Consider the following 18,863-nt stretch of genomic DNA (forward strand, 5'->3'; position numbering starts at 1 on the left):
AAACGCATACCCAAACGTAAACGTTGTCATAAAAAAGCAAACCCCATTTCCACAGTTCAGGAAACATACTCATGATTTCGCTCAATTATGTCTCATCTTGTTTTTGCTTGATCTTCGTGCTACTGCTCATTGCACTTGCTGCCAACCCGGGTGAAAAGGACACTTCCGACTTTTCGCAGAATGGTGCTTTATTTTTGGAAGAATACTGTTTGAGTTGTCACGCCGGTGACCAGCCTGCCGCTGAACTTTCCTTGGATTCATTCACGGATAATCGCTCGTTAATTGAGAATCGAGACATCTCGGAACGTATACTGGATATGGTTACGACAGGACAAATGCCACCGTCAGAGAGCGAGCAACCGCCATTAGAGGTATCCGAATCATTTGTTGAACACATTGATGCAGTTTTTGAAAACGCTGACCGCGCAGCTAAACCCGACCCGGGACGTGTTACCGTCCGAAGACTCAATCGAGTCGAGTATAAAAATACTGTCCGCGACCTATTGGGTGCTGATTTTAATCCGACCGAAAATTTTCCCGCAGATGATGTCGGACACGGGTTTGATAACATCGGTGACGTGCTCACGATGTCACCACTTCTAATGGAACGCTACCTTGAAGCCGCGGAGGCAATTGCCACACGCGTTATCTTGTTGGATCCACCACCGCCATCCAAACGTTACCAGAGCGGTAATAGTCTGGAACCCCGCCACGATGATGTCTCTAATGAACGTTACCGACTGCTCGATCCAACTGCCACAGAAGCGTGGAAATCTGGTCCTTTTACAACGGGCGCGAGCAATTTCAGGATAGCCCCCGACGTAAAAATCGTCTACCGCGCAACACTTTACGCTGAAACCGACAGCGAAACCCCTGTGGAAGTTGTCTTATTCATTCAGGGGAACGAGTTGGTGGAGGTAACCCCACCGGAGAAACTTGCTCGTTTAGTTGGCATAGATCCTACGGCAAACAATAATATCAAGGTCTTGAAGGCTTTTGAGATTACCGCCCGCGATGATGAGAAGAGACAGACAATTGAATTCCTTATTACTGGTATTCCTAACATTGAAAAAGTGGGTATTGCGATGCTTAAACCAATAGAGGGTGAACCGCACGCTAAACTCCAGATTCGCACGCTCTGGTCAGAGGGACCATTAGAAACCAGACCCGATTCGCATTTTGAAATTCTGGCATGCACACTCGGGATCCCGCAGGCAGAACAGACCCGTGAAGTGCTAACGCGTTTGCTTCGGCGCGGCTACCGTCGTCCACCAACCAAAAACGAAGTGGAACAACTCGCACAGTTTGTAGCATCCGTCCAAGCCGACGGGGTCTCGTGGGAAGCGGGCATCCAAGAAGCGATTAAAGTCATTCTTTGCTCACCGAAATTCCTATTTCGGTTGGAGTTAGACGATCGTCCGCAGCATTCAGAACCGTATCCGATTGATGAGTTTCAACTCTCCTCTCGGCTCTCCTATTTCTTGTGGAGCAGCATGCCGGATGACGAACTCCTTGAACTCGCTGAGAAGAAGCTGCTAACGGTCAACCTTGAGTCCCAAGTTAAACGCATGTTGGCAGATCCAAAGGCATCTGAATTAGGACGTAATTTCGGAACCCAATGGCTTCAAATTCAACGATTGACAACGGCTGCACCTGATCTCGAACAATTTCCTTATTTCACAGGCAGCTTGCGCCTCGCTATGCTAAAGGAGACAGAACTTTTTGTCGAATCCGTCTTTCGCGAAGATCGGAGCGTCTTGGATCTGATCGATGCCGATTACACCTTCCTCAATTCTCCCTTGGCAAATCACTACGGCATTATGGATACACAGGGAAACTGGAGAGGACAAAAGAACCCCGTACCCGGTGGTGAAGCGATTAAAGGCAGATCGTTTCGCCGCGTCAAGATACAAGGCAACTCACGCGGTGGAGTCCTAAGTCACGCCAGCGTCTTGACGGTTACCTCTAATCCGACGCGCACCTCTCCCGTCAAAAGGGGACGCTGGGTTCTGGAACAGATACTCGGTACACCGCCGCCACCGCCGCCACCGGATGTCCCGGAATTAGAAGAAGAGGGTGAGGCGATTCACGGGAGTACCCTACGTGAACGTCTTGAGCAACACCGAGCAGATCCCGCATGTGCTAACTGCCATGCGAAAATGGACCCCATCGGATTCGCGCTTGAAAACTACAACGCGATTGGGGCTTTTCGATGGAAAGATGGAGAATTGAGTATTGATACAACGGCGGAATTGCCAGACGGAACGATTTTGCGCGGTGCTGCAGACCTGAAACAGGTCATAAAAGACAGAAAACAGCAATTCCTACGCTGCCTGACAGAGAAAATGTTAACCTATGCTTTAGGCAGGGGATTGGAATACTACGACCGATCAGCTGTTGACAAGATCGTGGCACAACTTGAAGCCGAGGGGTATAGAAGCTCTGTGATGATTACAGAGATCGTCAAGAGTGATCCGTTCCGGTTACGACGCGGCGCAAAGGACAATTTATAATGCGAATTTTTCTAATCTCCCTTGCAGTTCGGTCAGTTGAGTTGCTTCGATGGACGCGCCTATTCCGTATAAACGAAGAGTCTAAATCTTTCCATTTCACTTCAGGCTGCGCGTCTTTTGGTGTGTCTCTCAGTCTTGCTGCTCTCTCTTTATTAATGATTTTGCTCCAGCCAAGTTGTGCTACATCTCATTTTCATTATGAAACACCAGATAACAATCCTATGTCCCAGTTAGAGCAAAAATATTCCGTTTACTTGGATGCTACATGGACGAAAAAAGATGCCGCTATGCTTTTAAAGGCCTTTGAATCTATATTCCCAAATCTGAATCTCCAATTTTCCAGATGGAGTATAACTGACGATGGCTTAGAAAATGATATTAAGATTGAATCTAAGGATAAGTTAAAGTTCGTTACGATTAGTAGAGATGTCTTTCCAGCTGAGGAATCTCAAGAGGTTCTGTCTCCAGGCAAGCACCTATATTATGCAGTCGTTCAATACATAACAGAGAGTGGAACGAACAGAGCCGTAATAGAGTTAATATTGCAAGAAAGATATGGTATATATGTCCCCTCTTATGCTTCATTACCCGATGAAACGAAAAATAAAACAACAAAACGCTATTCGGATTTTGAAAATAGGGATCTGATGCTTATTATATCAGTATTTGAAGCATTCCCTCAGGCATTACATAAAATACCTCGATTGAAGTATATAGTTCGCAGAATCGATAACGAAGATGATGAAAACAGAGGCGTGAGTCATGCCTTGACCAGTCGTGGTTACATAGAGTTTGCTGAATCTATTTTCACTCGCCGTAATTTTCGTAATTTTATTAATACACGTCGTATAATTGCCCACGAAAAGGCACATTTTTTATGGGCTTATGTTTTTAATAGAGAGCTTAAATTGGATTGGGCAAAACTTGGGGGGTGGTATCGAGAAGGAACAAGTGGGTCCGGTTGGTCAACAACCAAAGAACGGGCAGCGTTTGTATCAGATTACGCTTCTGAAAAAGATCCAAATGAGGATATGGCGGAAAGTATCGCAAATTATCTTGTATCACCCCATAGACTCCGTTCCTGTTGCCCTGAGAAATATGAGTTTATTCATGAAATTATGCTTATGTATGTCGAACGGTGGGGCACGTCTAATGTTATGTAAATCTGGGAGAGGCTTATGAACACATCAAAACATTTTTCACGTCGGACATTTTTACGCGGTTTGGGAGTCAGTGCCGCTTTACCTTGGTTGGAAACGGTGGGGTCCGTTGTGGCTTGGGCAGACACATCCATAGAGGGAAAAGCGATTACGCGTTATCCCGATCCAGCGGTTGAAGTCATTGATTCGCGTTTCGCACAGTATAAGATTGGAAACGCCGTCGTAGAACGGCTGTGGACGGGATCGCGCTGGGCAGAGGGACCTGTCTGGTTCGGTGATGGCGGTTTCCTCCTTTGGAGTGACATTCCAAACAATCGTATTCTGAAATGGCAGGAAGCCACCGGTATGGTGAGCGTCTATCGCAAACCCTCTAACTACACCAATGGACACACGCGCGATCGGCAAGGTAGACTCATCAGTTGTGAACACGGCACACGGCGTGTCACACGAACCGAATATGACGGAACGGTTACCGTTCTCATAGACAACTTCGAGGGCAAACGCTTCAACGCACCGAACGATGCAGTCGTCCATCCTGATGGACATATCTGGTTTACCGATCCCGGATACGGGATCCTATCCCATTATGAAGGACACAAAGCAGAATTTGAATTACCGACTTCCGTTTACCGTCTGAATCCAGACACCGGTGAAGCAGTCGTTGTAACGGATGAAATTGAGAGACCGAACGGCATCTGTTTTTCACCCGACTACAATAAACTTTACATTGCTGATACCGGTCCACCGAAAAACATCGTTACCCATGATGTCGTAGACGGTGAACGGTTGGCTAACAACCAGGTATTCGCTGATATGGCACCCGGTGCTGCTGACGGGCTTCGGTGCGATACCGATGGAAACTTGTGGGCAGGTACTGGTTGGGTCGGCGAAGGCTACGACGGTGTACATATTTTCGCACCAGACAGAACACTTATCGGGAAGATCCATCTGCCCGAAATTTGTGCAAATATCTGCTTCGGCGGTGTGAAACGAAACAGGCTCTTTATGGCAGGTAGCCAGTCTCTCTATTCAGTTTATGTCAACGCACAGGGGGTGCCTTATTTTTAAATGTGCGCCATAAACGCGCAGCGTCAGGCATCCTTCGGTGTCAAAACCCAATCCTTTAGGTTTGGGATGTAGACACCGCCCTCTTGGAAAGGACCCAAACGTTCATTTTTTCCTTGACGTTTGGTCCGAAATTGTGGTATAATACTCATATCACATTGGACCGACACGTATAGCGTCACCGCTGGGTGGCGTGTCGGTCCGACCCACTATACAGGGGTTAAAGGTGTAATGTGTGACAGTCCATGCGAAACACAAAACACAAACTTTTCAAAGATAAGACGTTACGCCACTTGCACGACGAGTGTAATATCATTGGCGTTGTGCGAAACCACTTCATTGCTCTCTGCATGCGATATTACCGTCGCTATGGGAAAGGACTTTCCTATCGGAAAATGTCTGCCCATTTGACGAAACTCAAGAAACTTGAGAAGTATCAACATTGGAATATCCCCTACTCATGGGCTTTGCAAAATATGCTGAAGCGTTTGGCACAAAGTTTTCGTGAAATGAAAACGCTCGGCAGAGGACACCCTCAATTCAAGCCGTGTAAGAAACATAAAGGCATGACCTTTCGCGGTGAACACGTCAAATTTGAATATCTTTTGCCGAAACAGAAAAACGAAAGAACCCACCCAACGTATCGTATCCGTCTCAACGGGCGTTGGTATCGCTTCGCCTTGCACAGACCGATGGAAGGCAGAATTGTGCAAGTGCAACTCACAAGAGACGCCCTCGGAGACGTGTATATCACGCTCACAGAAGATTGTAATGAAGTCAATCCCGAACCCAAGACAGGTAAGGCTGAAGGGTTCGATATGGGTATCAAAGACTTCCTAACTGGAAACCCTGACGGTGAATGCTACGGGTCTCCTATGTTCTACACACACAACGCTGATAAGTTGGCGAGCGCACAACAGGCGCATTCCCGAAAGGTGAAAGGGTCTAACAACCGTGAACGCGAACGTAAGAACGTTGCGCGTATCCACAAGAAAACGGCGAACCAGCGAACAGACCACCATTGGAAACTTGCAATAGAGGTGTGCCAAAAGTTTGATGTGCTGTTCTTTGAAGACCTGAACCTTCGGGGTATGAAGAAACTGTGGGGAAAACAGGTGTCTGACCTCGCCTTCGGTGAGTTCATGCAGAAGCTCAAGTACCAAGCCTGTAAGCGTCTGCGGTCTGTGCTGCAGATTGATCGATGGTCTCCGACAACAAAATGTTGTTCTGTGTGTGGACATAAAAATGAAAATCTCACGCTCGCAGATAGAAACTGGACGTGTCCGAAGTGTGATACACATCTCGACCGCGACCAGAACGCTGCGATGAACATTCTTAAGGAAGGGGTAGCTTCCTTTGGGTTAGGCGTTGTAAGACCGATGGTTCTCTTCAATAGGATTGTTGGCTGCTCCGTTGAACCGTCCAGTTCGGTTCTCAATTCCACAAATGCTTCTGCTTAACTTTTGCGGAAGCCCAAGTCTTTAGGCTTGGGTCTATCACAGGAGTTCTGGAACGGCAAATCACATAGTGACATAAGGTTTTTTGCAAATTTCTACTGTCTTAACTATTGGGAGTTGACGAAGAAATAATTATGAACACTTCAAAACAACTTTCACGTCGAACGTTTTTACGCGGTTTAGGTGTGAGTATTGCGCTACCGTGGTTGGAGGTAATGGGACCTCTTACCTCGTGGGCAAACGCTCCCGCAAGTGGGATAGCACACCAGACAGTTCCGAATCGGATGGCATTCCTTTACGTGCCTAATGGAAAAATTATGGAGGAGTGGACCCCGAAGCAGGTCGGAGCTAACTATGAACTCACGGATATCCTGAAACCACTGGAAAATGTGAAAGACAAGATGTTGGTGCTAAGCGGTCTAACGGCTGATAAAGCCCGTGCGAATGGGGACGGTGGTGGGGATCACGCCCGTGCTATGGCAGCTTTCCTTACCGGTGCACAGCCCCGGAAGACGGATGGTGCTGACATTCAGGCTGGCGTTTCTGTTGACCAAGTCGCGGCATCGCATATCGGTAATCGGACCCGAATGCCTTCGCTTGAACTCGGAATCGATCCTGGAAGAAGAGCGGGAAATTGCGATTCCGGTTATAGTTGCGTCTATTCATCAACACTGTCATGGCGTTCCGGCACGCAACCGCTTCCTAAAGAGGTAAATCCGAAACTCGCTTTTGAACGGCTGTTCTCTTCTCTGCCTGATACACAACGAGAGGAACGCGATCAACAGCGAAAAAGTATCCTCGATTTTGTCAGACAGGACTCAAAAGAGTTACTCGGTCAGGTCAGTGGGAATGATGTCCGGAAACTCGATGAGTACTTCTCCTCTATCCGGGACATTGAAATGAGAATCGCATCAGCTGAAAAGTTCCCACCGATCGAAAGCCCAAACTATACCGTGCCGGAGGAAATTCCAGCAGATTATCAGGAGCATCTGCATCTCATGATGGACCTGATGGTACTCGCATTTCAGGCGGATGTAACCCGCGTTACGACCTTCGTCCTCGCAAATGAAGGGAGCAACAAACCCTATCCGTTTGTCGACGTTCCAGAGGGACACCACTACTTGTCACATCACAGTGGTGATGAAGAGAAGATAGAAAAAATCAAACGCATTGATATCTTCCACTCTCAACAGTTGGCATACTTCTTAGAAAAAATGGACGCGACTGCTGAAGGGGATGGTTCGCTCTTAGATCATTCAATGGTTCTGTACGGTAGCGGGAATGCAGATGGCAACCGACACAGCCACCACGATCTCCCAATTCTGCTCGCTGGAAATGGCTGTGGCACGATCAAAAGCGGTCGTCACATCCGCTATCCGAAGGAGACCCCGCTCAACAATCTCTGGTTATCAATGCTCAATCGCATGGATGTCAACCTCGCACAATTAGGCGATAGTACTGGTAGTTTACAAGGACTCTCTTAGGTCGAAAATATAGGCGCGCCCCACAAGCGCGCCTCTTTCCAGTTTCCCCACATCCCTCATTATTCGTTCAATATTAATGGGTATCTTCGGCAGACAATCCAGTCTCTGCGATCCGCATCAGTTCGCCATCATCTAAGTCAAGGTCTACGTCCTCAGAGAACGGTTGTGGGACCTTGTACGGGGTCTTAGCGTATACCTCAACGACGTTCTCGTCGGGATCATAGAAGTAAATTGCCAAAGAGATCCCGTGATTTACCACACTGCGAATTCTTACGCCTTCCGACTTCAGAAGCGCGTGGAACTGCTTTAAATCTGCGAGATCCTCGACGATAAATGACACCTGTTGAACGACTTTTGATCCGGGTGGAACATCCCTGCCGGGGCACAACGCCAGTTCATGGTGTTCCGATTCTGGCTGTGCACTCAGGAAAATAATATGTCCTTCTGGATGTGCGTCTGTAACGGTGAGACCGAGAATACGGGTATAGAAGTCTTGGGACTTTTGGATGTCGGTACAGTAGAGCCCAACATGACCGAGTTCCTTAACGGCTAACATTTTTCACCCTCCGCTGGTATCGAAATTAGTAACCTCAATTTATCACGAAACTGGAAACAGATCAAGTTGTTCCAGTCTTTAGCATAGGACCCTGTGGTGTTCTCATTACTCTCAGTAATATTATGCGTTTGACCTGAATGCCTGAATTAGATCGAACGATAGACCTCAATTGATCCTCCCATCAACATTTTCTCAGTAACATATTCAAATAGTTAAGGAGAAATTCCGCCGAAATTATCTGGCATTCTGTTGTAAAATAACGGACACGCTTTGATTCAATATCTACAGTGGAAATTCGCAGTATAAAATCTACAAACCCAGTTACCATAAGGGTTTCAAGCATAATATCATTACTTTGGAAAAATATATTTTGAGAATGGGTTTCATTATCAAAAACTGAAATCGCAATTTGAGATGTTTTCGGAGATGTTCTATCGGGGACCGAGTTGTGCCCGAAGGCGTTCTAACTCAGTCTCTAAAGCCTTCCGTCGTTCCGTTTCTTCTTCAGCACGCGCTTCGGCTTCCGTTCTCAGACGCTGTTCTTCCACTCTCAGACGCTGTTCTTCCACTCTCAGACGCTGTTCTTCCACTCTCAGATGCTCCTCCTCCATAGAAGTCGTAATCGGGGTGCCATCCGGCAGATAGGGGCGTAAAAGTCGCACCTCGTTAGGCAGGATATTTTCCCAGCGAAATAAGAGATTTAACGTCTCGCTGAACAAACCCCCTTGCGCGTCCGGTAGGATTTCGCTGATGCCGCCCGATGGACTTCGCCGCCACCCTCGAAACTCCGCGGACTTCTTCATTTCAGGCTGATGAATGAAGTATTCTGGAACGCCCATATCCATCAAATACAGTTGCACTTTTTCATTTCGGTCTTGATTCGCAGTTGAATCCGAAAGGAATTCAAAAACAGCGGCGGGAACGGCACCTTCGGACCAGGTGTAAAAACTGCGCCGTTGCGGAAATTTATCAACCCCTAAAACAACATAAACATCTGGAGCGACGAATTTTGTCAGGTCGCCTTCACGGTAGTAGATGAAATTGTCAATGCCAACATAGATGTGCGGATTGATTGCAAAATACCGATAGAGTTGGTCAAAAAAGTTAGAAATCTGTTCCGCGTGGAATCCTGTGGCAGCCATAGGTTCATCGTCCTCGCAGGGGTATCCTTCAATGTAGATAGTCGGTTTCCCACTTGCTTTTGGAAAGACAGGCATATACTTCCTTTGCTTGAATTCAAAGTCTTTTAGAGTATCCATGATTTTTTTCCTTGTGGGTACTGTGGGAGCCTAATAGGTTAAAGTGTTGGGTTTTGCTGGTATTTGCGGTGTGTTCGAGTTTGGTGTTTCGCGCGCCCTAACCCTCATGCTCTTTTCATGTAATTTTAGCAAAATGCGTAGCGTTTGTCAAGTCAAAGCCAATAAGACAAGCAGCAGATAGGCTACCAGTCTTTAAACGGAAATATGCGCGTTTCCGTCGCCATTCCGTAGAAACTCCATAAACTCCCAGCGACGAACTCACCGAGAATTAAACCGAGGAAGAAGGGGGCTGCCTTGCGATGTAACTGTAACCCACCCTGTTTGATAATCAACCATTTTGCGATCGTGCTAATCACAAGCGAGATCCAGAGCCAGTTCATACACCAATCCGCTGCCCCTGAAACAGCATAACCAACGGCATGGAAGGGCCACCAAAAGAAGCGCATCCGTAAAGACATCAAAAGGAACGTGAATCCCATACCAATACCCATGGATGTTACTTCCGGGATATTCGGTCCCATTGGAAAATTAAGTTGTTGTTGGAGTCGATTGAAAGGATGGTGTGCAAAACTCCCTGCCGATCCAAAACGATACACATCGTGCAAATATGCCCAGAAAGACCCGATCGAACCGACAAAGACTGCTAACAGTATTACCCATACCAGCGGTTTCGGGTTGAGCCGTGCCCGCGAGGCGAGTTGGAACCCCTCTAACTGGTGTGGCATCGGATGACTGCGGTGCGCACGATTAAAGAAAAACAGAAAGGAAAGTGCCGTAAGGTTTGACCCTCCCATGCCTCGTGAGCCAAGAATCGTCGGTAAGGCGTAATCCGGTCCCATATAATGGAGATCGTGTGCGGGGGCACCCGATTCCACCCGCATTCGGGTAATACCTGTTGATAGCGCGAAATACATCGCAAAGAAAGCAATACCGAGGGAAATACTAATGCCTATCTTTACTGAGAAGGCAATGAGATAGATACATCCTAACACAATACCCACAATGGCAGTTCGGTACCGCATCGGTTCGACAGATTCGTCAAGTCTGGAGCGTCCTGTAACGACTTGTCTAAAGACTTCTGTAAGGTATTTTCGGCTTGCCCATATCGCGAAAATCGCAAGTCCAAGATATGCTCCCAATGACTGCTGGCGGTCATAGGGAAATCCAGGTAATCCCCGAATTCCGATGATGGCTCCAGCGACCCGTTGCATCTTGCGAAACAGGTAGAAGAACCAGCAAGAGAACGATAAGTCCAATGGCATAAAGAATCCGAGTCCAATAACGAATGGATAGATAGAAAAAGGGGTCCAACCGATGGCGTTCCACGGCTTTTCCGTGAAGAATTGGCTGATATTCCGAAACCGAACGCCAATGATCGGAATGGTCGGGAAAAGATAACTGAACCCGTTAATGAGGTTTAACACCGAAACGAGGATAAACGCCGTCCAAAAAGGTCTGCCGCGGAAGAAGTTCGCACCGCTGTCCCGTGTCATTTCTAATGGCAGTTGGATGATTGGGTAGGCGAGCTTCTCACGTTCCGTCCACTGCTTCCGCAGCACAACGTTGATGCACAACATCACAAACACAAGGACTACAATGAAACTCGTCCACCACAAAGCCGGACCGAGCCAGGCTTGTAGTACCTCTATGCGATAAAACGTTGTCTGTCCTTCGTAAAACCCTTCAAGAATCTGCTTATCTTGGACTGTTCCCCATGTCGGTATATATCGGTGGAGCAGCTCACGCCATTCGTTCTCAGGTGTATCGAACCAGAAGACGTGCCCGATCATCGGGATGAGCACTTGGGCGTGGTCATGGGACGCAATCGCACTCGCCATACAAAGCATTACATAGATAACGAGCAGTTCACCGTGCGTCAATGCCCACTGCCGATTTATGCGCCGAACAAGCAGATTGAGGAGGGTAATCGTAAATACGAAGAAGACTGCGTTGAAAAACAGGGACATCGTTGTCGGAAAAAGCCCCCACCAGACCATTTCCGTGTACATAATCCAATAGCAGTTGATCGGGATAAGGATGAGGGATATTATAACTGATTTGAAGGTGACACCGCGAGTTAAAGCCGACGGCATATAATTCTCCTATAGTTTTCCCAGTCTTTCAAAAATAAACTACTCCATGCTGGCTTGGAGCATCTGCACAATGGTGAGATGTCCTCTCGATTCCGCTAACGTCAGTGCGGTGTCGCCTTGTCTGTTTTTCAGGGTGGTATCGGCGCGGTGCTCAAGGAGAAGTTTGACAATCTCCGTATGCCCGCGCCACGCTGCATACATCAATGCTGTCTCACCGGTCCGGTTTTGGGCATTGACAACAGCCCCTTTTGCAACCAATCTTTTGGTAATCTCAAGATTTCCTGTCTTGTGGGTAATAAAGATGAGCGGTGTGTTGCCGTTAGCATCTGTGAAGTTCACGTCTGCCCCATTTTCGATGAGGAACATCACTATATCTCCGTGTCCGTTCTCTGCAGCGATGTGCAGCGGGGTTCTACCGAGTCCATCTTTTACATTCATATCCGCGTTCGTACTATGAAGATTCGTAGTATCACCCGTCCACGCTGCGTTGAGGAGTTTATCTTCAGGTGTGTCTGAAAACTCAGAAATAACGTGTTCCCGATTTACTGGGAGATCCCTAAAGACTTGCACAACGCCGCTCTGCCACCGCAGCTCAACTCTATCAATAACAGTGTGCGCCCCTAATCCGAAGTGGAGTCGACCATCGTGACTGGACAAGTAACTTGCGACGCGATTGATCTCTTGGACTTGTGTGTGTCCGCCTGTCGTCAAGATAACGCGCGTCCCCACGCCGTCTCGACTGCTGATAACACCGACAGTTTTAATCCGAACCCAGTTGTCTCGTGTTCCGGTCTCGTTTCGCAATAAGGTCGCAGGACCGTTAGATTGTGTGACGAGCATGTCGACATCGCCGTCGTTATCATAGTCGCCGAAAAGTGCCCCACGGCTTACCGCAGTGCTTTGAAAGTAATCCCCTGCGTTCGCTGATACTTCTTGAAACGTCCCGTCTCCTTGGTTACGGAAAATCTGATCTCGCTGGCGATAGGTTAAAATATCGTGTGTGTCTTCAATATTGTCGATGATATGCCCATTCCCGATGAATATATCTCGCCAGCCATCGTTATCCGCATCGAGGAAACCTGTGCCGAATCCGACGAACAGGTAACTCTCTTTACCGAGATGTGCTTCATAAATGACATCTGTAAAGGTCCCGTCACCGTTGTTACGGTAAAGCGCATTGGTTTCATAAGAGAGGTTCGTAACGAAAATATCGAACCACCCATCGCCGTTGTAATCGTCAGTCGCGACCCCCATTCCTGCTTGTGCAACGCCATTGAAACTGTAAGCGCATCCAGCGAGGAGTGAAATCTCACTGAACGTTCCATCACCATTGTTATAGAAAAAATCGTTTCGGGTATCGTCGTTTGCAACATAAAGGTCTGAAATACCGTCGTTATTAAAATCGGCGGAGACGACCCCTAACCCTTTTCCGTGAAACAAGCCACCAATACCGCCAACACCGGTTTCCTGACTGACATCCGTAAAAGTTCCGTCCCCGTTATTGCGGTAGAGTGTATCGGGCGCGCCTTCAAACAGGGACGGATGACAATAGGTTTCGATCCCATCTTCCCCACATGGACGGTAGGGAATATCCGTTGAGTACACAAGATAGTTAACAACGAATAGATCGAGGTGTCCGTCCCGATTATAATCCAGAAAACACGCGCTGCTGCTCCAAGCTGGGTCACCGACGCTCGCGTGAGCCGTTACATTTGTAAAGGTTCCATCGCCGTTGTTACGGTAGAGTTGGTTGACACCAAAATTAGTCACGTAAAGATCTACATCTCCGTCGTTATCGTAGTCGGCGCAAGCCGCGCCTTGTCCGTAGTTGCCTCGGTTACCCACGCCTGCAGTTGTTGTAATGTCAGTAAAGGTTCCATCGCCGTTGTTTCGGTAGAATGCACTGAGTACTTGATCTGCTGATGGTGAATCTTTCCAATAGCCGCTGTTCACAAGGTAGATGTCCAAATACCCGTCATTGTCGGCATCGAAGAAGGCACCACCTGCGCCAAGCGTTTCGGGCAGATGATATGCCCCTTCTGCACCATTAATGTGCCGAAAATTGATACCTGCCTCTGCAGTCACATCAACGAATTGGATCGCGGCAGATGACAGTGAAAATGAAACACACATAAGGAGGACTATGAAAATATGGATGCTTTTATTTTTCATGCCCGGAACCTGCGTCTTTCGCGAGGCGGAATCCGATAAAACTGGTCCCGATCGCTGGATACTGCCCAATTCGCGTGGAGCATCTCGCTAACTTTTCCCGGTTCAACCAGGATCCGCCTCTCACAATACGGCGACTCCCAATCCCCGGTCCTTTTGGGTTTCGATCAGGACTCTGGCGATAGTACGTTTCGGAATACCAGTCAGCGACCCATTCCCAGACGTTACCTGCCATGTCGTGCGTGCCGTAAGGACTTGCCCCTGTAGGATAGGCACCGACGGGTTGCAGATGTCCACCCGATTGCTTCCATGTGTTCGCATGGACGGTTGCTCCTTTGATACGTTGCGTGAAAGTATTACCCCAGGGCCACCGCCTTGCGTTTGTCCCGCGTGCCGCTTTTTCCCATTCCGCTTCAGTAGGCAGCCGCATGCCTCGCCACGTCGCGTAGGCAACAGCAGAATGCCATGATACACCTATGACTGGATGATTTGGTTTCGTTTCTGCGATGCGGGGCCAAGTGCCAAATTCACCGTCATAACTAATTGGAGTGTGTTCACTACCAATGCTTCCATTTTCGAGCCAAAACTGATGGTATTCAGCATTGGTTACCTCTGTTTTACCGATATAATAGGCGTCCAGATAGATTTTGTGTGCTGGTGCTTCATTCGGTAGATCGTCATCGCTGCCCATAGTGAAATGCCCCGCGGGGATGAGACACATTTCGGGCTCGCTCCATGCACAGGGTGAAAACGCCAGAAGGATATAAAGTAAGATGACTTTCGGTATATTGGCTATCGGTTGTCGGAAACAGAAGGTTTCTGGCAGCAAGAGAATTTTATGGCAGGTGAAAATGATAGCAACTGCCATACGCTCTACTGACCGCAGCGCAAGCCACATGTGGGCTTGCGGAACAATGCTGACTGCTGATGGCTGACCGCTATTCCGTGGATTTTGACGTGAGACGTTCATATTCTTGATAGGTCTTCTCGGCTTCTGTGTGTGCCCCAGTGAGTTCGTAAGCTTTGGAGAGGTTGAGATAGAAGCGCGGTTCGGAAGGTTTTAACTGAATGGCTGTTTGGTATTGCGCTATCGCTTCGGAATACTGTTTTAACATCAAATAAGCACCGGCAAGGCTGTTGCGGTAAGTGGCAACGTTCGGTTTCTGCCGAATTGCTTTCTGGTACATCGCTACCGCCTGCTTGTAGTTCTGTCCCTGAAAGTGAACGTATCCGAGTGCTTCATACCCCCGTGTTTCTTGCGGGACGAGTGCGATATAACGTTCCAAAGATTGCGTTGCCTCAGCCCAGAGTTGGCGTTTTAATTGGATTCTACCGAGTCGGTACCACGGATCGGCATTGGTAGGGTTTAGCTGCACAAATCGCTTGAGATGGGTTAATTGTTCTTCCTCAATAGATAGCACCTCAAAACGTTGTAAATTCCGCTGTGCGACTTCTGTTTCTCCAATACGACGATAGGCGGTGCCTAAAGAAAAATGTGCCTTCGCGTGGAACGGATCAATTTCAATGAGTGCTTTGAGAGTATCAATAGCGGATTGCCACGCTTCCTGTTGAAGAAAGGCATTTCCAAGTGTGTAACGTGCCGTTAGCGAAGTCGGATCGAGTTTAAGTGCGTGTTGAAGCTCACGAATAGCCGCATCGGTGAGATTATCACGAAAATAGGCGATGCCTAATAGGGTCCGCGTGCGTGCATGATTCGTATCCATCGCGATTGCTTTCTGTAAGATTTGTGTCGCCTGCGCGGTGTCGCCTAAGTGAACGAGTAGCACATCACCCAGTTCATAATACGACTCAATATAGTTTTCGTCTGCGACTATCGCCCGTTGGAACGCTTCAGCCGCGGCAGGGGTCTCCTCAGCACCTTTATAAATCAAACCCAAAACGCAGTGTGCATCCGCCAACGATGCATCCAGCATAACGGCTTTCTCTAAAGCGGTTCTTGCTTTTTCCTGATCTCCATGAGCGAGCGCGCGTAATCCAGCATCATATAACCGTGCCGCTTCGGGATGGTATCTCGGTGCTGCAATGGTAAGCGGGGTCAAAAACAGTATCAGGAGTGCGAAAACGCATTTGAATGGGGTCATAGGTTCGAGGGAATAGGAATGTATAGGGACGGAGTTTTACCCCCGTCCACTACCACTATATCCAAATTATTGTGATTTAATGTCTGCCCACGTTGTTGTGAGCCGTCCCTGCGGGGTGACAGGCGTTAAACCGAGCACAGAGCCAAGTCCATCGTTCATCAGATTTTGGATATCGGCTTGTTCGAGTGGCACATTGAAGACTGCAATCTCGTCCATCAATCCCAGTGCTTGTCTTTCGGTGGGTGTTCCCCCTAAATGGACATCAACACCTGTAACGCCAAAGACTCCGGTTGTATCCTGCTCGATGTCAACTTCACCATCAACGTAGAGGATTTTCTTCGCACCGTCGTAGGTGAAAGCGAGGTGATGCCACTGATCGTCGTTAACAACGGTGGGTCCGAAGAGCCAGCGCGGATTCAGTTCACGGCTACCGACTTCGATTTTCCCTTGATTTCCGCCTCTGCCGGGACCAAAGACGTTCAGGATATTGTTCCATTGTGTTGTGAAGGCGATGACCATGTGGTCATCTGCGCAGCAGCCACCGTGTGGATCGCCTTTTCTTTGGATTTTCACCCATGCGACACCGGTGTAGGCTTCGGCTGTGCTGTCTAAACTATCTGAATTTGCGACATTGACGTAGTCATCGTCCCCATCGAGGCTAAGTGCTTTGCCCCACTTGCCGCCATCGGTAACTTCTGCGCCGTTTATAAGTTCGCCATCGTTTCCGTAGCTGCTGGAATCACTAACATCGCCATCGTCAAAAAGCCAGACACCGACAGCGGTTTCACTGTCAACTGCGGCGAAACTCTGCAGCGGGATGAATGCCAATCCCAGGACCGCCAAAACGCACAGTATAGCACGATTTTTCATTTTACAAATCTCCTTTGAAATGTGAGTGGGTTGCCTAAACAAAACGCTTAGGCATCAATTTTCCGCTATTTTATCGTAACGGACGCGTAATGTCAAGCGGAATCTATTTTCCTTTTTTATTGATTCTACGCATTGAGATGCGCTATAATTTTATAACTAAGAAGATGTAGAAACGCTACACCAGCGATGACTCTGAAACCGGAGCGGCATTTCGTATCCGAAAACGACCTACTTATCAGGAAGGAGAAAACGATGGAAGGTAAGCATCTGCCTTGGCATTTACCTCTAACGGATTGGTTTCTCGGAGCAACGGTTTTGTTCGCAACCACTGGCACCGTCATCCTATGTCGGTTCTTGTTACGAAAATGGCAAGCGTGGCGGATTCAAAAGTTTCTCGATCAACGGTCAGCACTCGCATCTCCGGGCGAGCAGAAGTTTACGGCATACGATAAGCAGCTGCTTACGAGAAGGATTCGGCAATCCGGAAATGAGCGTTTGGAGAAAAGTTTCGCCTTTCAGGGGAACGCCGATCTCTACGTTGCTATTGGGCTTTTCGGACTGGCGATGATCGCTTTGGTCTTGTTAGCCCTCGCGAATGGTTTCCATAAACATGGACTTCCATAAGCACGGAAGACCTTTAACCGATGACTATTCTGAGGAATCCATCATAATGGCATACAGCAATTTTACCTTAGAAACGGTACGGAAGACGTTTCATCTTGAAAAAATTGAATCTACAGACATCTTCTCCGATATTGAGCCGCTGGAGCCAAGCGAAGACCTCACGAGGGAATTGGCAAAGAAAGTGCCGTTAGCGATCGCTATTAGAACAGAGAAAGCACGCTCGGAATTGATTGTTGCCAGTGTTCTTGTTGAACTCCGTGAGCACTTTGAGCATCGCATTAGTTTCTTTTCTGGAATTGACTTCAGTGTTGATCCCGAAAGCGGATTAGCAGGTGTATGCGATTTTTTAGTGAGCCGATCGCCAGATCAATTTTACTTGGAGGCACCTGTTATTGTCCTCGTTGAAGCCAAAAACGCTGATCCGGCAACCGGATTAGGACAGTGTGTTGCGGAGATGCTCGCCGCCCAACGCTTTAATGCAGAAAGAGGAAATGAAATTCCATGTATTTATGGAGCTACGACTACAGGCACCGAGTGGCTCTTCCTGAAATTGAAAGGTCAGCAGCTCTATGTTGATATGGAGGTCTACCCAATTAGGCAATGCGGCGAGATCCTTGGCATCCTTTCAAGCATGATTGACCAAAAAGCGTAAATTTTGACACTGGGCTGTTGGTGACTCGATGATTGCCCTGGTCGTGTTAGCCCTCGCAAATGGCTTACACAAAAGTGAGGTTTGAAAAATGAAGGTCGTAATGGCGAATTTAATGCGTGTGAGTTTAATTATTCTGAGTCTGATGTTTGCGGGCATCAGTGCTGCCGAATTTGATCTGAAAACCGTTGCCGGGATGTGGCTTTTTGATGAGGGCAAGGGCAATACAACAGCGGATTTCTCTGAAAATGGTAATGATGGGAAACTTGAGAACGGTCCGAAATGGATAAAGAACGGTCAATTCGGATCCGCGCTGGAATTTGATGGAAATGAGAGTAAGGGACATGTCGTTGTCGGGGATTTAGGGTTGGCTGGGGCACTTACATTGGTTTTGTGGGCGAAACCGAGTGACGCCGCCGATGATGATCGGTTAATATCGAATCTCAGTGGACCAACAAATCCAGCTTTCGCAATTCGGTTTCAAAGTGGCGCGGTTGACATTTGGGGTAGGGCGTGGAAACCCGTCATCCCAAAATTTGATGACAAAAAATGGGGACACTATGCGTTTGTATTAGATGATGAAGGAAACGCGACGGGCTATTACAATGGCAAAGAAGGTGAGACGGTTACCGATACCTATATTTTAACGGAAATCGGCATCGGGGCAACTTTTTTGCATCAATGGGGACAATATTATTCCGGTCAGTTTGACGATATCGCGTTTTTCAGTGTCGCGCTCACTGAAGATGACATCAACGTCGCTATGACAAAAGGTCTGAAATCTGCCTTGGCGGTTTACCCAGCGGGCAAATTAACCACCACATGGGGAAATATCAAAACCAATCCTTGAGATCCTTTGATA

At 47.9% G+C, this 18,863-nt stretch carries 15 protein-coding genes; 8 read left to right on the plus strand and 7 right to left on the minus strand.

What is annotated here, in order from left to right; all coding sequences use genetic code 11:
* Nucleotides 1-71: 71 nt before the first annotated feature.
* From J4G07_00710 to J4G07_00730, 5 genes are all read left to right on the plus strand, one after another.
* On the plus strand, nucleotides 72-2,513 hold the full coding sequence (locus tag J4G07_00710) for a DUF1592 domain-containing protein (protein ID MCE2412500.1): 2,442 nt from the start codon (nucleotides 72-74) through the stop codon (nucleotides 2,511-2,513).
* Nucleotides 2,513-3,676, plus strand: a complete 1,164-nt coding sequence (locus J4G07_00715) for a hypothetical protein (protein ID MCE2412501.1) — start codon at nucleotides 2,513-2,515, stop codon at nucleotides 3,674-3,676. Before J4G07_00710 ends, J4G07_00715 begins: the two co-directional genes overlap by 1 nt.
* Nucleotides 3,677-3,691: 15 nt before the next feature.
* Entirely contained in the window at nucleotides 3,692-4,741 is a 1,050-nt protein-coding gene (locus J4G07_00720; GenBank protein ID MCE2412502.1) for an SMP-30/gluconolactonase/LRE family protein, read from the plus strand.
* A 242-nt stretch (nucleotides 4,742-4,983) separates the two neighbouring features.
* Nucleotides 4,984-6,198, plus strand: coding sequence for a transposase (locus J4G07_00725; GenBank protein ID MCE2412503.1), 1,215 nt, complete (start codon nucleotides 4,984-4,986; stop codon nucleotides 6,196-6,198).
* A 131-nt stretch (nucleotides 6,199-6,329) separates the two neighbouring features.
* A complete protein-coding gene (locus J4G07_00730) occupies nucleotides 6,330-7,679 on the plus strand; it encodes a DUF1552 domain-containing protein (protein ID MCE2412504.1) in 1,350 nt (449 codons plus the stop codon).
* A gap of 73 nt (nucleotides 7,680-7,752) precedes the next feature.
* Here J4G07_00730 and J4G07_00735 read toward each other — a convergent pair whose 3' ends face one another.
* The 7 genes from J4G07_00735 to J4G07_00765 form a co-directional block, all read right to left on the minus strand.
* Nucleotides 7,753-8,235 carry a VOC family protein gene (locus J4G07_00735; protein ID MCE2412505.1) on the minus strand — a complete coding sequence of 161 codons (483 nt, stop codon included), beginning with the start codon at nucleotides 8,233-8,235 and terminating at the stop codon, nucleotides 7,753-7,755.
* A gap of 431 nt (nucleotides 8,236-8,666) precedes the next feature.
* Nucleotides 8,667-9,494 (minus strand): Uma2 family endonuclease, encoded by an 828-nt coding sequence (locus tag J4G07_00740; protein ID MCE2412506.1) that lies wholly within the window; start codon nucleotides 9,492-9,494, stop codon nucleotides 8,667-8,669.
* A 182-nt stretch (nucleotides 9,495-9,676) separates the two neighbouring features.
* A complete protein-coding gene (locus J4G07_00745; GenBank protein ID MCE2412507.1) occupies nucleotides 9,677-11,587 on the minus strand; it encodes a hypothetical protein in 1,911 nt (636 codons plus the stop codon).
* Nucleotides 11,588-11,626: 39 nt separating this feature from the next.
* Nucleotides 11,627-13,759 carry a VCBS repeat-containing protein gene (locus tag J4G07_00750; protein MCE2412508.1) on the minus strand — a complete coding sequence of 711 codons (2,133 nt, stop codon included), beginning with the start codon at nucleotides 13,757-13,759 and terminating at the stop codon, nucleotides 11,627-11,629.
* Nucleotides 13,749-14,726, minus strand: a complete 978-nt coding sequence (locus J4G07_00755; GenBank protein MCE2412509.1) for a formylglycine-generating enzyme family protein — start codon at nucleotides 14,724-14,726, stop codon at nucleotides 13,749-13,751. The genes J4G07_00750 and J4G07_00755 overlap by 11 nt, the downstream gene beginning before the upstream one ends.
* Nucleotides 14,695-15,858, minus strand: coding sequence for a tetratricopeptide repeat protein (locus J4G07_00760; protein MCE2412510.1), 1,164 nt, complete (start codon nucleotides 15,856-15,858; stop codon nucleotides 14,695-14,697). The genes J4G07_00755 and J4G07_00760 overlap by 32 nt, the downstream gene beginning before the upstream one ends.
* Before the next feature lie 66 nt (nucleotides 15,859-15,924).
* A complete protein-coding gene (locus tag J4G07_00765; protein ID MCE2412511.1) occupies nucleotides 15,925-16,728 on the minus strand; it encodes a LamG domain-containing protein in 804 nt (267 codons plus the stop codon).
* A 252-nt stretch (nucleotides 16,729-16,980) separates the two neighbouring features.
* Here J4G07_00765 and J4G07_00770 point away from each other — a divergent pair, with 252 nt between their 5' ends.
* From J4G07_00770 to J4G07_00780, 3 genes are all read left to right on the plus strand, one after another.
* Nucleotides 16,981-17,352 carry a hypothetical protein gene (locus J4G07_00770; GenBank protein MCE2412512.1) on the plus strand — a complete coding sequence of 124 codons (372 nt, stop codon included), beginning with the start codon at nucleotides 16,981-16,983 and terminating at the stop codon, nucleotides 17,350-17,352.
* Nucleotides 17,353-17,398: 46 nt separating this feature from the next.
* Nucleotides 17,399-18,004, plus strand: a complete 606-nt coding sequence (locus tag J4G07_00775; protein MCE2412513.1) for a hypothetical protein — start codon at nucleotides 17,399-17,401, stop codon at nucleotides 18,002-18,004.
* Nucleotides 18,005-18,104: 100 nt separating this feature from the next.
* On the plus strand, nucleotides 18,105-18,851 hold the full coding sequence (locus J4G07_00780; GenBank protein ID MCE2412514.1) for a LamG domain-containing protein: 747 nt from the start codon (nucleotides 18,105-18,107) through the stop codon (nucleotides 18,849-18,851).
* Nucleotides 18,852-18,863 lie beyond the last annotated feature (12 nt).

This window comes from Candidatus Poribacteria bacterium (assembly GCA_021295715.1).
Taxonomy (GTDB): Bacteria; Poribacteria; WGA-4E; order WGA-4E; family WGA-3G; genus WGA-3G.